This window comes from Neisseria sp. P0008.S010 (assembly GCF_051962715.1).
In the GTDB taxonomy this organism is placed as follows: Bacteria; Pseudomonadota; Gammaproteobacteria; order Burkholderiales; family Neisseriaceae; genus Neisseria; species Neisseria elongata.
In genome coordinates this window covers 48,039-61,771 of the sequence record NZ_JBQCVA010000001.1, presented here as the reverse complement: position 1 = coordinate 61,771, position 13,733 = coordinate 48,039, and the positions used below count along the sequence as shown (strand labels likewise).

10 protein-coding genes and 2 pseudogenes are annotated in these 13,733 nt (G+C 52.0%); 6 read left to right on the top strand and 6 right to left on the bottom strand.

Features of this window, described 5'->3' with window-relative positions; genetic code table 11:
* Window positions 1-54 precede the first annotated feature (54 nt).
* From ACTHSL_RS00350 to ACTHSL_RS00340, 3 genes and pseudogenes are all read left to right on the top strand, one after another.
* Window positions 55-402, top strand: coding sequence for a VOC family protein (locus ACTHSL_RS00350; RefSeq protein WP_440379908.1), 348 nt, complete (start codon window positions 55-57; stop codon window positions 400-402).
* Between the two features lie 506 nt (window positions 403-908).
* Window positions 909-1,730, top strand: a complete 822-nt coding sequence (locus tag ACTHSL_RS00345; protein WP_440379907.1) for a CPBP family intramembrane glutamic endopeptidase — start codon at window positions 909-911, stop codon at window positions 1,728-1,730.
* A gap of 315 nt (window positions 1,731-2,045) precedes the next feature.
* Window positions 2,046-2,725 (top strand): annotated as a pseudogene (locus tag ACTHSL_RS00340) (IS1595 family transposase).
* Window positions 2,726-2,777: 52 nt separating this feature from the next.
* Here ACTHSL_RS00340 and ACTHSL_RS00335 read toward each other — a convergent pair.
* From ACTHSL_RS00335 to ACTHSL_RS00315, 5 genes are all read right to left on the bottom strand, one after another.
* Window positions 2,778-3,611, bottom strand: coding sequence for a LemA family protein (locus ACTHSL_RS00335; RefSeq protein ID WP_440379906.1), 834 nt, complete (start codon window positions 3,609-3,611; stop codon window positions 2,778-2,780).
* Window positions 3,612-3,648: 37 nt separating this feature from the next.
* Window positions 3,649-6,864: a carbamoyl-phosphate synthase large subunit gene (carB, locus tag ACTHSL_RS00330; RefSeq protein WP_440379905.1), complete on the bottom strand. Its 3,216-nt coding sequence runs from the start codon at window positions 6,862-6,864 to the stop codon at window positions 3,649-3,651.
* A gap of 38 nt (window positions 6,865-6,902) precedes the next feature.
* Complete coding sequence (locus ACTHSL_RS00325) at window positions 6,903-7,847, bottom strand: FRG domain-containing protein (protein WP_440379904.1); 945 nt, start codon at window positions 7,845-7,847, stop codon at window positions 6,903-6,905.
* A gap of 983 nt (window positions 7,848-8,830) precedes the next feature.
* Entirely contained in the window at window positions 8,831-9,220 is a 390-nt protein-coding gene (locus ACTHSL_RS00320; protein WP_440379903.1) for an endonuclease domain-containing protein, read from the bottom strand.
* 505 nt (window positions 9,221-9,725) lie between these two features.
* On the bottom strand, window positions 9,726-11,108 hold the full coding sequence (locus tag ACTHSL_RS00315; RefSeq protein WP_440379902.1) for a nucleobase:cation symporter-2 family protein: 1,383 nt from the start codon (window positions 11,106-11,108) through the stop codon (window positions 9,726-9,728).
* Window positions 11,109-11,170: 62 nt separating this feature from the next.
* Between ACTHSL_RS00315 and ACTHSL_RS00310 the strand changes: the two genes are divergently transcribed.
* A complete protein-coding gene (locus ACTHSL_RS00310; RefSeq protein WP_440379901.1) occupies window positions 11,171-11,365 on the top strand; it encodes a hypothetical protein in 195 nt (64 codons plus the stop codon).
* Window positions 11,366-11,403: 38 nt separating this feature from the next.
* Here ACTHSL_RS00310 and ACTHSL_RS00305 read toward each other — a convergent pair.
* Window positions 11,404-11,695, bottom strand: a pseudogene (locus ACTHSL_RS00305) (DUF2322 family protein).
* Window positions 11,696-11,884: 189 nt separating this feature from the next.
* Here ACTHSL_RS00305 and icd point away from each other — a divergent pair.
* Together icd and ACTHSL_RS00295 are read left to right on the top strand one after the other, a co-directional pair.
* Window positions 11,885-13,123, top strand: a complete 1,239-nt coding sequence (icd, locus tag ACTHSL_RS00300) for an NADP-dependent isocitrate dehydrogenase (protein WP_440379900.1) — start codon at window positions 11,885-11,887, stop codon at window positions 13,121-13,123.
* Between the two features lie 134 nt (window positions 13,124-13,257).
* Window positions 13,258-13,602 carry a cupin domain-containing protein gene (locus tag ACTHSL_RS00295; RefSeq protein WP_440379899.1) on the top strand — a complete coding sequence of 115 codons (345 nt, stop codon included), beginning with the start codon at window positions 13,258-13,260 and terminating at the stop codon, window positions 13,600-13,602.
* Window positions 13,603-13,733: the final 131 nt, after the last annotated feature.

The window sequence follows — 13,733 nt, the reverse complement described above, 5'->3', positions numbered from 1 at the left end:
ACGTGAGCGTGGAAGAGTTGCTGTGATAACGAATTATTGATAAGGAGAAAAATCATGAAATACGATAATTTTTTCTTTCCTGCAGACGATCTTGCTGCTAGCAGTCGCTTTTACCAAGATGTACTAGATTTACCCGTTAAATTCGACTTTTCAGAAAACGGCATGGTTGCTTTTCGGGTAGGTAACGAAGAAGCCGCCATTATTCTCAAAGAGCGGAAAAAGTTCCCTGATATGACTCCTACTGTGTGGATTGAAGTGGAAGATGTGCGGGCAAAATATGCGGTATTACAAGGGAGAAATATCAATTTTCTAGGCGAACCCTTTCGCATTCGCACCGGATGGGCGGTAGAATTTATCGATCCATCGGGTAATCGTTTGGGGTTTGTCGATTATCAGGAGTAAACGCAGATTTAAAGAATGGGAAATATGAATATCCCCCTTTCCGCCCTGCAACACTACGCCTTCTGCACGCGCCAATGCGCCTTGATTTACAACGGGCAGCAAGCCGTAGCCTGAATCCCTACCAACCGCGTGCGTGGCTATGCCACATACCCTACCTGTGGGTGACGCAAACCTTAAGATTAAGGTGTAGGGTGTGTGCGGTACGCACGCACGCGGTTTTTGTTGTTACCGAATGATTCCAAACCATGCCGTAATCCGGTCGGCAGCAAACGCAGCTTGGTTCATAGTCCAACGAAATCCTCATATTACTTGTAATATCAAAGGCCGTCTGAAAAATAATTTTCAGACGGTCTCTCTATAAAAAGCAGCCTGCACTTTCAAAAATCGAAGTGCAGGCTGCTTTTCATGATGATTGGAAAAAACGCGCAATATTTTTATACTGTACATCATGTAGCAGGCCGTACCTGCTCCCCTGCCAACTTATTGACTGAACGAACAGGAATAACATGCAAAACCCCTCTTCAGAAAAACCGACAGCCGGTTATTCGCATCCGTGGCAATACTTTCTGCTGGTGTACGCTTTGAGCGCACCGTTTTGGCTGTTGTCTTTGTTTCTCAAACACAGTCCTCTGCCTGATAATCTGCCGCTGACCGACATCGGCGCGGCACTCACTCCGACGATTGCCGCTGCGTTGCTGCGTTATCGCGAGGGCGGAATGGCGGCGGTGCGTGGACTGTTTGGCCGTGTGTTTGATTACGGGCGGATAAAGCATTCTGCCTATTTTTGGACGGCAATACTGATTTTCCCCCTGCTTTATCTGCTGACTTATGTCGCGATACGTCAAACAGGACAAATCATACCCGCCTTATCCGTATCGTTTGCGCCGCTTGCCGGTGCGTTCGTCATGTTCTTTATCGCGGCAGTTGCCGAGGAATTGGGCTATGCAGCCTACGCTACGGAAAGTCTGCAACGGCGTTTTACCCCGCTCATTACGGCGCTGATTATCGGGGTGCCGTGGGCATTGTGGCATTTGCCGTCCATGATTGCCGTGGGGCAGTCTGCCGAACTGATTGCATGGGGGCTAGCAGGGACGGTTGCCGTAAGGATTATCTATGTATGGCTGTATAACGGCAGCGGCGGTTCGGTGTTTGTATTGATTGCGTGCCACACGGTTGCCAATACAGCGCGTACAGGCTTTCCGGGCGGACGGGCGGTATATGAAAACGGCAACGGTATGATTCCATACGGAATTATCATCATTGCGGCGGCAATCGTGATGGTTTTTTGGCGTAAGGCGATGTGTTCATTTAATGGCAAGCAAACGTAGTTTGGGTCATGTACCCAACGGAACTGAATATCAAAGGTCGTCTGAAATCTATTTTCAGACGACCTCTTTATATAAAAAGCAGCCTGCACGTTCAAAAGTCGAAGTGCAGGCTGCTTTTGGGGCTGTACTAGATTAGCAGATATGTTACCCTCGGAATATGAAGATAACACACTGCAAGAGACCTTTGCAATAACATAGGTTACTAAAATTTTATGCTCAATCTCATTTTCAAAATGCAAAACCTTTCTGATTTTTCCTAATTTTTGCTCAATATTAGGAAGGTTTTAGTTAATCGAAATTTTTTGGCGCATTTTTATGCGTCAAATTTCGTTAACAGACTATTTTTGCAAAGGTCTCTGCAAATTAAAGAAAAAAGTACAGAAAGAACTGCTCCGTTTTTTTGTACTCGAAGTTACCGTCCGTTCCGCTGACGATATTTTAGGCATGCAGCCCAACTCTACTATTTTTTCTACCGTAAAATCCGTATGGTCATCAGCCATTATCTGGCCTTGGCTGCCGATGAGGTTTTCGAGGGCTCTGTCGAGTTAGACGAAAGCTAGTTCAGCGGACTGCGTAAAGGCAGACGTGATCGCGGTGCGGCAGGAAAAGTGGTTGCCTTCAGCATTCTGAAACGCAACGGACGGGTCTATACCGTTGTCGTAGATAATGCCAAGTCCGATACGTTGATGCCTGTTAGCAAACAGACAATCATGCCGGACAGCATTGTTTATACCGATAGTCTGAGCAGCTATGACAAGCTAGACGTAAGCGGTTTTATCCATTACCGCATCAATCATTCCAAAGCGTTTGCCGACCGTCAGAACCACATCAACGGCATTGAAAATTTTTGGAATCAGGCAAAACGCGTCTTACGCAAATACAACGGAATCGATCGCAAATCTTTCCCGCTGTTCTTGAAAGAATGCGAATTTCGATTTAACTTCGACACACCGTCTCAACAGCTTAAAATCCTGCAAAAATGGTGTGAAATTTAGGGCTAATCTAGTACAGCCCCCTGCTTTTTGCCTTTCAGGCTGCCGTGCGGCGTTATTCCGGTTTTTCAGACGGTTTGTCTGCCGCATCGGATTCGTTATCCGAATCCGTTGTATCTGCCGCATTGTCGGACGGTGCGGCGGTTTCGGCCTTGTTGCCCAACTGGTTTTTGCCCTGCACGGCTTGGACGGCTTGGCTGGAAATATTTTTCACGGCCTGTGCGCTGCTGCCGATGATTTCTTGCAGCGCGGCGGTGTCGTCCCGCGCGAAGTTTTGTGCCTGCGCGTCGAATTTTTCGTCGTCGCTGTCAAAATAGTCCACGGTACCGAACGACAGTTTTTGAGCCACCAGCACGGCGGGGAAGGAATTGCGGTAGCTGTTGAACTGCTTCACACGTTTGTTGTAGCTTTCGCGGCGCGCCAAAATATCGTTTTCTAGCGTTTCCAGCTGCCCCATCAGTTTCTGGTAGGTGGCATCGGCCTTCAATTCGGGAAAACTCTGCGCCATGGCGACCAGCTGCTGCGTGTTTTTCGTCTGCGCCACTTTCAGCTGGGTAATTTGCTCGTGCGCGAGATAACCCGATGCGATTTCGATAATCTGCCCGCTCAGCTGTTGGCGTTTTTTCAGGCCGGCCTGCAAATTGGAAAAGCCTTCGCGGATATTCTGCATGCTGCTTTGCAGCGTGTTGTACACCTTGACCAGCCACAACACGATGGCTGCCAAAATAATCAATAGCCAAATCATTTCATACTCCTTGCTCTGTTTGTCGTCGGATTTCAGGCAGCCTGCACCCATGTTCTTAAAGGTGCAGGCTGCTTTTGGTTTTTCAGACGGCCTTCGGACTGTTGCGCCTATCCGCCCCTTCAAAGCAGCCTGCACTTTGGCCATTCAGGGTGCAGGCTGCTTTTTGCCCTTTCAGGCTGCCCTATTTCCTCGCCTTCAACCGTCCATGCAACTCCTGCACGCTGTACACGCCCAGGTGGTCGCGGCTTTTTGCGCCTTCGCTCATGGCTTCGCCGCCGGCCACGGTGGTGTATTGCGGCACGCGCTGGGTGAGGGCACTGCGGCGGATGCTGTGGCTGTCGGCCACGGACTGCGGGCTGCTGGCCACGGTGTTCACCACCAGCGCGATTTCGCCGTTTTTAATCGCATCCACGATGTGCGGGCGGCCTTCGGGCACTTTGTTGACCGCCTGTACCACCACGCCGTGCTCTTTCAGGTAGCCTGCCGTGCCGCGTGTGGCGCAGACGTCGTAGCCGAGGGCTTGGAAGTTTTGCGCGGTTTTCACGATAAGCGGCTTGTCTTCTTCGCGCACGGAAAGGAAGATTTTGCCGGTGGCGGGCATGCGTTCGCCTGCGCCGAGCTGGGCTTTAAGGTAGGCTTCGCCGAAGGTTTCGCCCACGCCCATCACTTCGCCGGTGGAGCGCATTTCGGGGCCGAGAATGGTGTCCACGCCGGGGAATTTGATGAAGGGGAACACGGCTTCTTTAACGGCATAGAAATCGGGGACGACTTCTTTTTCCACGCCCTGCTCTTGCAGGGAAATGCCCGCCATGCAGCGCGCGCCGACTTTGGCGAGCGGCACGCCGGTGGCTTTGGAGACGAAGGGAACGGTACGGCTGGCGCGCGGGTTCACTTCCAATACGAACACCACGCCGTCCTGCACGGCAAACTGTACGTTCATCAGGCCGACCACGCCCAGCGCGTAGGCCATGGCTTTGGTTTGGCGGCGGATTTCGTCTTGGATTTCTTCGCTGAGCGAGTAGGGCGGCAGCGAGCAGCCGGAGTCGCCGGAGTGGATGCCTGCCTGCTCGACGTGCTGCATGATGCCGCCGATAACGACGTCTTTGCCGTCTGAAACGCAGTCCACATCGACTTCAATCGCGTTGTTCAGGAAGAAGTCGAGCAACACGGGGCTGTCTTCGGATACCTGCACGGCTTCGCGCATGTATTTTTGCAGCTCTTCGGCGGAGTGGACGACCTGCATGGCGCGGCCGCCGAGGACGTAAGACGGGCGCACGACCAGCGGATAGCCGATTTCTTCGGCTTTGACGAGTGCTTCTTCTTCGTTGTGGGCGATGCGGTTGGGCGGCTGGCGCAGACCTAAGTCGTTCAACACTTTTTGGAAGCGTTCGCGGTCTTCGGCGGCGTCGATGCTGTCGGCGGATGTGCCGATGATGTTTACGCCGTTTTCAACCAATGCATTGGCGAGTTTGAGCGGGGTTTGACCGCCGTAATGCACAATCACGCCCCACGGATTTTCGGTGCGGACGATTTCCAACACGTCTTCCAGCGTCAGCGGCTCGAAATACAGGCGGTCGCTGGTGTCGAAGTCGGTGGACACGGTTTCGGGGTTGCAGTTCACCATGATGGTTTCAAAGCCCGATTCGCGCAGGGCGAGCGCGGCGTGAACGCAGCAGTAGTCAAACTCGATGCCCTGACCGATGCGGTTCGGGCCGCCGCCGAGAATCATCACTTTCTTACGGTCGGAAGGACGCGCTTCGCATTCTTCTTCGTAAGTGGAATAGAGGTAGGCGGTTTCGGTGGCGAACTCGGCGGCGCAGGTATCGACGCGTTTATACACGGGATGCAGGTTCAGCGCGTAGCGGTGTTCGCGCACTTCTTTTTCTTTTACGCCCAAAAGCTGTGCGATGCGTTTGTCGGAGAAACCTTTGCGTTTCAGACGACGTAAGGCGGCGAAATCCAAGTCTTGCAGGCAGCCTGCACTTACCTGCCGTTCTTCTTTCACCAAGTCTGCGATTTGCGCCAAGAACCAAGGGTCGATGGCGCAGATTTCGTGGATTTCTTCCAGCGTGAAGCCCGCGCGGAACGCGTCTGCCACAAAGAGCATACGCTCAGGGCCTGGGTTCGCCAGTTCGCGACGGATTTCCGCTTTGTCTTCGCTGCGCGGATTGAAGCCGCACAAGCCTGTTTCCAAGCCGCGCAGGGCTTTTTGGAAGCTTTCCTGAATCGTGCGACCCATCGCCATCACTTCGCCCACCGATTTCATCTGCGTGGTCAGGCGGTCGTCTGCGGCGGGGAATTTTTCAAACGCAAAACGCGGGATTTTGGTTACGACATAGTCGATGGAAGGCTCGAACGACGCAGGCGTGCGGCCGCCGGTGATGTCGTTGCGCAACTCGTCCAGCGTAAAGCCGACAGCCAGTTTCGCCGCCACTTTCGCAATCGGGAAACCCGTTGCTTTGGAAGCCAGCGCGGACGAACGGCTCACGCGCGGGTTCATCTCAATCACAATCATCTCGCCGTTTTCAGGGTTCACCGCAAACTGCACGTTCGAGCCGCCTGTGTCCACGCCGATTTCGCGCAATACCGCTAAGCTTGCGTTGCGCATGATTTGGTATTCTTTGTCCGTCAGCGTTTGCGCCGGCGCAACCGTAATCGAGTCGCCCGTATGCACGCCCATCGGGTCGAAGTTTTCAATCGAGCAGATGATGATGCAGTTGTCGGCCTTGTCGCGCACCACCTCCATCTCGTACTCTTTCCAGCCGAGGACGGACTGCTCAATCAGCAGCTCATGCGTGGGCGACGCATCGAAACCGCGTTCGCAAATCGCCAAAAACTCGTCTTTATTGTAGGCAATGCCGCCGCCCGAACCGCCCATCGTGAAAGAAGGACGAATCAGCGTCGGGAAGCCGACCTGTTCCTGCGCCGCCAAGGCTTCGTTCATCGTGTGGCAGACAAAGGATTTCGGGCAGGAGAGGCCGATTTTCTCCATCGCCTCCTTAAAGCGGCCGCGGTCTTCCGCCTTGTCGATCGCGTCTTCCGTCGCGCCGATCAGCTCGACATTGTATTTCGCCAGCACGCCGTTGCGCGCCAAATCCAGCGCACAGTTCAGCGCGGTCTGGCCGCCCATCGTGGGCAGAATCGCATCGGGCCGCTCCTTGGCGATAATCTTCTCCACTGTCTGCCACATAATCGGCTCGATGTAGGTAACATCCGCCATTTCAGGGTCGGTCATAATCGTGGCGGGGTTGGAATTCACCAGAATGACTTTATAGCCTTCTTCACGCAAAGCCTTGCAGGCCTGTGCGCCCGAATAGTCAAATTCGCAGGCCTGACCGATAACGATAGGGCCGGCGCCGATGATAAGGATGGATTTTAGGTCGGTACGTTTGGGCATGAGTGGGTCTCTTTAAACTGAATTGAATGATAAATGATTTACATGAATTTTTTTATATAACGTGCATGGTTTATAATCTCAGGGAAAATGGTGGCATCATTAATCGACATGAGTTTATCTAGTTCTATTTTAAGATCTTTTTTTTGTCCGGCAGATATTTTCAATTTTCTTATAGGAATGATTTCTTTTTCTTCTTCTAAACTATTTAGCCCACATAGTAAGAATGCGCCTTGTTGAGCCAATATTCTTCTATTATTCATTTTTCCCTTAACAATATAATTTGAAAGTAGGTCTTTGGGATTAATATTGTCATCAAAATGATTTTTTTCCATTTTAATAAAATGGAGAAGTCTTTTTACACTAGGAGTCGAATTAAATTCGTTTATAGCTGTTTGACGTTCTTGTACAGCAGTGGGTTCATTTTTTACAAAATTTACACATAAATCTTTAATTTCTTCCCTTTCTTTTTGTGTTAGAAATGCCAAATTTGCAAGACAACTTACTGTATCACTATCATAATATTTCAAGATGCTTTTTTTGACTCTGAAAATAAAAACACATCCATCAGCCTTTTCTGGATCGCCGTTTTTATCATATATTGGTTCATTATTTTCGTTCTTTTTATCAGCAGGATTAAGAGAAAAATATAGTGCAACCAATGGATTAAATGTTAAATCTATTAATCGGGTAGGTAATTCATAATGCTGAGCTTTTATTAGCTGTTCAAAAGTTGTATTTGTATCTGAAAATTCATTTGGATACGAAGAAATAAGTTCTTTGATAAAAACATTTTCTTTCCCATCTAATCCATCTCTTTTAATAGATGGTACTAGCTCCCATTGAATACTTGATTGCCCTCTATATAATAGAATCTCATCATCTGGAACATCTTTAATGTTATTTAAAGTCTTAATTAAAGTCTTAATTATCCCATTTAAATCTGAATGAGGGCGTTTTGATTGTTTAGTCTTTTGAGTACTCATGAATTTTCCTAATGAAATGATTATATTGTTAAAACATAGTAAACGTAGCGAGTTGTAGCCAGAATACAGGGTGTATGCGCGGTACGCACGCACGCATTCTCCATTTTCCCTGCAACCCCAACCCACCGCGTGCGTGCCTTGCAGCACACACCCTGCCGATGGGTTCAAAGGTCGTCTGAAAAAACGTTCGCGGCGTTTGTTCCATCTGCCTTGCGATAAAGGCTACCTGAAAAATTCTCGCTGTTGATGTTTCGGGCATTCTTTTTCAGATGACCTGTAACGCTTGAATCTGCTGCAACCTGCTCCCTCCCCGTGGGGGAGGGCTGGGGAGAGGGCATTCTCCAAATTTCGGCAACCTTTCCCAACAACTCAACCACTCAAAATACAAGCCTTGCGGCTTGTTGCCCTCTCTCTAGCTCTCTCCCACGGGAGAGAGGACGGGTGGCTGTTGAGCAAGCCGTAGCCCGCATGTAGGGTGTGTGCGGTACGCACGCACGCGTTCTCCATTGTCCCTGCAACCCCAACCCGCCGCGTGCGTGCCTTGCGGCACACACCCTACCGATGGTTCAAAGGTCGTCTGAAAAAACGCTTGCGGCGTTTGTTCCATCTGCCTGATGATAAAGGCTATCTGAAAAATTCCCGCTGTTGATATTTCGGACATTCTTTTTCAGACGACCTGCAACGCTTGAATCTGCTGCAACCTGCTCCCTCCCCCGTGGGGGAGGGCTGGGGAGAGGGCATTCTCCGAATTGCGGCAATCTTTCTCAATACCTTCACCGCCCCAATACAAGCCTTGCGGCTTGTTGCCCTCTCTCTAGCTCTCTCCCACGGGAGAGAGGACGGGGTGGCTGGGGATTAAGGGTTCTGCAAGGAAAACAGGTTGTACAGGCTGTTTTTTACTTTTCAAACAACCTTTATAAATACTCAATTCAGGCAGCCTACACACTATAATTTTCAAAAATCCAATCAAAATCAGCCATCTGCTACCGTGCAGGCTGCTTTTCCAATTCTTGCAACATGCGCAGGATTTCCGCCAGTACATCGTTTGTCTGCTGCAAAATCTCGTGATTCCAAAAACGCAGCACAGTAAAGCCCAGGCTGTTGAGATATGCCGTCCGCGCGTGGTCGTATGCGGCTCGTTCTGTGTGCTGCCCGCCGTCTGCTTCGACAATCAGCTTGGGCGTTACGCACATGAAATCAACAATATAATTTCCCATCGGCTGCTGGCGGCGGAATTTATGGCCGTTCAGACGGCCTGCCCTCAGGTGCTGCCACAATTTTGCTTCCGCCTCGCTCATTTTTTGACGCATGGCTTTGGAGCGTTGATGCAGGGCGGGGTTATCGGCAGTCAATAGTTTTTCGGGCGGGGTCATTTTTGTTGTCGGGTGGGTGTTTGTGCAATCCTTCCGGCTTGCTGCCCTCTCTCTAGCTCTCTCCCACGGGAGAGAGGATGGGCAGCTGTTAGGGTTCAGGTTTACTGTAATGGAAACAAATGGTGCAGGCTGCTTTTTCAGACGGCCTTTGATGGGTTGGATTCAGGCATCCTGCAAACAGTTTCTTATTTTTCAATTATTTCTGTTTGTTGCTGTTTATACAAGCCTTACGGCTTGTTGCCCTCTCTCTGGCTCTCTCCCACGGGGAGAGAGGACGGGGCGGCTGTTGGGATTAAAGGTTCTGTAAGGAAAATAGGTTGTGCAGGCTGCTTTGTGTTTTTCAGACGGCCTTTTAAACGTTCAATTCAGGCAGCCTGCACTTTAATAATCTTCAAAAATCCAATCAAAATCAGCCATTGCCGTCATACAGGCTGCTTTTCATTCCTGCCGCCGCACTCCGCCATTATACGCCCAACGCCGCCTGTTCCGGCCATCTGAAACGGGTTTACACTTCCAAATCGTCGCTGAGATAAACGCGGCTTGCGTTGTCGTCCGGCATCACGAGGTTCATCAGCAGCGCGGCCAGCCCGCCCATGCAGATGGGGTTTTGGAACAGCTCTTTCAGCGGCAGTTGGCCGAACACTTCGGGTTTGAAGCTCACGCCGAGGCCGAGTCCGATGGAGGTGGCGGCAATCACCATTTCGCGGCGGTTGATACCGTGGCTCATGAGGATGCGCACGCCGGCCACGGTAATCAGGCCGAACATCAGCACCATTGCGCCGCCGATAACGGGGCTGGGAATGGTGGTGAAGGCGCGGCCGACGACTGGGAACAGCCCCAACAGCACCAAAATGGCGGCGATGAATTTGCCGACATGGCGTGAGGCGACGCCGGTCATCTGAATCACGCCGTTGTTCTGCGCGAAGGTGGTCAGGGGCAACGAGCCGAGTGCGGTGGCAATCACGGACACCAGCCCGTCGGCCAGCACGCCGCCGCGCAAACGCCGTCTGAACGCTTCGCCTTCGTAATCTTCGCCGGACACCATGGCGGTGGCGGTCAAGTCGCCCACGGCTTCGAAAATGCTGAGCAGGTACACCAGTCCGGCCACGAAAAACGCCGTCCAATGGAATTCAAAGCCGTATTTGAACGGCACGGGCAATGTGAATGCAGGCAGGTTTTGCAACACGGAAAAATCGACCATGCCCATTACCAACGCGGCAATATAGCCCGCCACCATGCCAACGGCGATACCGCTCATCCGCAGCAGCGGATTTTTCATGCAGTTGAACACCAGCACCACGAGCAGCACAAACGCCGCCAGCCCGATGTTCTGCATCGAGCCGAAGGTGCCGTTGCCCAACGCGGCAAATCCGCCGCCGAATTCGGTAATCGCCACGCTAATCAGGCTCAGGCCAATCATCATTACCACCACGCCGCTGACGGTGGGCGTAATCACTTTTTTCAGATACGGCAGCAGCCAGGCCGAACCGGCCACCAGAAACGCGCCGACAAAGGCCACGCCCAAAAGCGCGGACATCATGGCGTTGGTGTCCATGCCCTGCTCTTTCATGCCGCTGCCCAGCGCAATCATCACGCCGACAAAAGAAAAGTTCACCGACTGGATGGACAGCAGCCCCGAACCGACCGGCCCGAAGCGGTTCACCTGCAAATAAGTGCCGACGCCGGAAGCGACCATCGCCATCGACACCAGATAAGCGGTCATTTCAGACGGCAGTTTCAATGCGCCGCCGACAATCAGGGCAGGAGTAATCATGGGGACGAAAATCGCCAGCAGGTGCGTTACCGCGCTGAGCAGCGCATTGGCAAACGGCGGCTTGTCTTCGAGGCGGTAAACCAAATCGGTGGTGGGGGATTTCGGTGCGGACATTCGGATTCCTTACAGTTGGCAGATACGGCAAAGCCGCTGCCGTAAATCCGGTGCGGCTTGCTGTGAAGATTTGTAAAGGCGGCATTATAGGCCGTTTGCCGGCGGCGGGCAATTCTCTGCTGCTGCAAATGAGCCGGCTGTTTTATTTTTCAGACGGCCTATATGTTGCCACCGCCATCCATATGTTCGGAGGCCGTCTGAAAACGGCTTACGACCGATTGCGGCAGGTTTCTGCAAATCTAAAAAAGGCCGTCTGAAAAAACGTCGTTCCGTTTTTCAGACGGCCTCTGCATCGTCAGTCGGCAACAAGCGGACGGAGCCGCAGTTTCAAACCTTCGTTTTTCACTTTGAACAGCAGGTCGATGTTTGGATGTTTACCTGGATTGGCCTGCGCGTCGGCAACATGTTCGGCAAACCATTCCAAGCCCTGCTCCGCCGCTTCGCCGTCCAATATGCCGCCGAAGCGTTCGGCCAATGCGTTATACAGCTTCCGAACCGAGTTTGCCCGGCGCGGCCGGGATGTGGTGGAGGACGCCGCCGTTTTCACCGCATATGTCCAGCCCGCTCAGGCGGAAAATGTCGGGCATGACGGCCAGATTGTCTTGAAAAGCCATTTTTGTTTCCTTTGAACAGATATGATTCGGAGGGCGTATGGTAACAAGTAATTATTGGCACGCCCTAGCAAAAGTTTACCAAATCAAGCATAATCGCACGGCACGCGTATCCGTGCCGATATGCGTTTCAAAAGAAAATGATCAACTGTTTTAGGAGACACCATGAGTCATATCAAAGTACCGGCGGAAGGCAAAAAAATCATTCCGGGCCAAGCCGTTCCCAACAATCCGATTATCCCCTTCATCGAGGGCGACGGCATCGGCGTGGACATCACGCCCGTCATGATCGACGTAATCGACGCGGCGGTTGCCAAGGCTTATGGTGGCGAGAAAAAAATCCACTGGATGGAAGTATATGCTGGCGAGAAAGCCACCAAAGTGTACGGCGACAACGTTTGGCTGCCGCAGGAAACCTTGGACACACTGAAAGAGTATTCCGTATCCATCAAAGGCCCGATGACCACGCCCGTGGGCGGCGGCATCCGCTCACTCAACGTCGCGCTGCGCCAAGAACTCGACCTCTACCAATGCGTGCGCCCCGTGCGCTACTTCAACGGCGTGCCTTCGCCGCTGAAAGACCCGAGCAAAACCGACATGGTAATCTTCCGTGAAAACACCGAAGACATTTACGCCGGCATCGAATGGGAAGCCGAAAGCGAAAAATGCAAAAAAGTCATCGACTTCCTGCAAAACGAAATGGGCGTGAAGAAAATCCGCTTCCCCGAAACCTCGGGCATCGGCATCAAACCCGTTTCCAAACAAGGTACGCAACGCCTGGTCCGCGCTGCCATCCGCTACGCCATCGACAACGACAAACCGAGCGTTACCCTGGTGCACAAAGGCAACATCATGAAATTCACCGAGGGCGGCTTCCGCGACTGGGGCTATGAACTGGCGCAAAAAGAATTCGGCGCAGAGCCGATCGACGGCGGCCCGTGGTGCAAATTCAAAAATCCGAAAACCGGCAAAGACATCATCGTTAAAGATGCGATTGCCGACGCCTTCCTGCAGCAAATCCTGCTGCGTCCTGCCGAATACAGCGTCATCGCCACCCTCAACCTGAACGGCGACTACATTTCCGACGCGCTGGCGGCACAGGTCGGCGGCATCGGCATCGCCCCGGGTGCGAACATTTCCGACGAATACGCCATCTTCGAAGCCACGCACGGCACCGCGCCGAAGTATGCCGGACAAGACAAAGTGAACCCCGGTTCGCTGATTCTGTCGGCAGAAATGATGCTGCGCCACTTGGGCTGGAAAGAAGCGGCCGACTTGGTAATCGAAGCGATGGAAAAAGCCATCGGCGACAAACAGGTAACCTACGACTTTGCCCGCCTGATGGACGGTGCCAACGAAGTTTCCTGCTCCGCCTTCGGCAAAGCGATGATTGAGCGCATGTAAAAATCCGTTCGGCCAATAACAAAGGCCGTCTGAAAACCCGTTGCAAGATTGAACTGCACCCTAAAGGCCAAATACGCACTCTGGCCGGTTAGGGTACAGTTTTTTATGATTCGATCCATGCAAGGAGCAATGGCATGAAACTCCCGCAAATTATCCGTTTCGCCGATTTTTTACAACAAAACCCCACCGAAGCCGTGCGCACCGTGCTGCATCAAGACGGGCATGACAACATGGTGCTTTGGCAGATTCCGCCACAAACCATGCTGCCCGCCCACCGTCATCCGCGCGGTGCGGACATCTGGATTGTATTGCAGGGCGAAGCCGAGCTGGTGGACGACGCACAAAGCGGCCGCATCATCCGCGCAGGTGAGAGCGTGATAGTCGGCAACCACCAAATCCACGGTGCGCGCAACAACGGCAAAGAAGACTGCATTTTGATTTCGGTTATCAGCCCGAAAGCAGGATTTGAACAGGTATAACCTTTTTCAGACGGCACCAATCTATCGAAGGCCGTCTGAAAACAGATCAACCATAAAAATTTCAACATCCCAAAAATGAAAACCCCATCAGACTGTGCCGCCATTTTCTCATCCTTATCGACAGGGAAACG

Coding starts and splice junctions, on each gene's coding strand:
- ACTHSL_RS00315 (WP_440379902.1), bottom strand. CDS start 11,108: ATGTCCGCACCGAAATCCCCCACCACCGATTTGGTTTACCGCCTCGAA.
- ACTHSL_RS00325 (WP_440379904.1), bottom strand. CDS start 7,847: ATGAGTACTCAAAAGACTAAACAATCAAAACGCCCTCATTCAGATTTA.
- icd (WP_440379900.1), top strand. CDS start 11,885: ATGAGTCATATCAAAGTACCGGCGGAAGGCAAAAAAATCATTCCGGGC.
- ACTHSL_RS00295 (WP_440379899.1), top strand. CDS start 13,258: ATGAAACTCCCGCAAATTATCCGTTTCGCCGATTTTTTACAACAAAAC.
- carB (WP_440379905.1), bottom strand. CDS start 6,864: ATGCCCAAACGTACCGACCTAAAATCCATCCTTATCATCGGCGCCGGC.
- ACTHSL_RS00350 (WP_440379908.1), top strand. CDS start 55: ATGAAATACGATAATTTTTTCTTTCCTGCAGACGATCTTGCTGCTAGC.
- ACTHSL_RS00335 (WP_440379906.1), bottom strand. CDS start 3,611: ATGGCCAAAGTGCAGGCTGCTTTGAAGGGGCGGATAGGCGCAACAGTC.
- ACTHSL_RS00320 (WP_440379903.1), bottom strand. CDS start 9,220: ATGACCCCGCCCGAAAAACTATTGACTGCCGATAACCCCGCCCTGCAT.
- ACTHSL_RS00345 (WP_440379907.1), top strand. CDS start 909: ATGCAAAACCCCTCTTCAGAAAAACCGACAGCCGGTTATTCGCATCCG.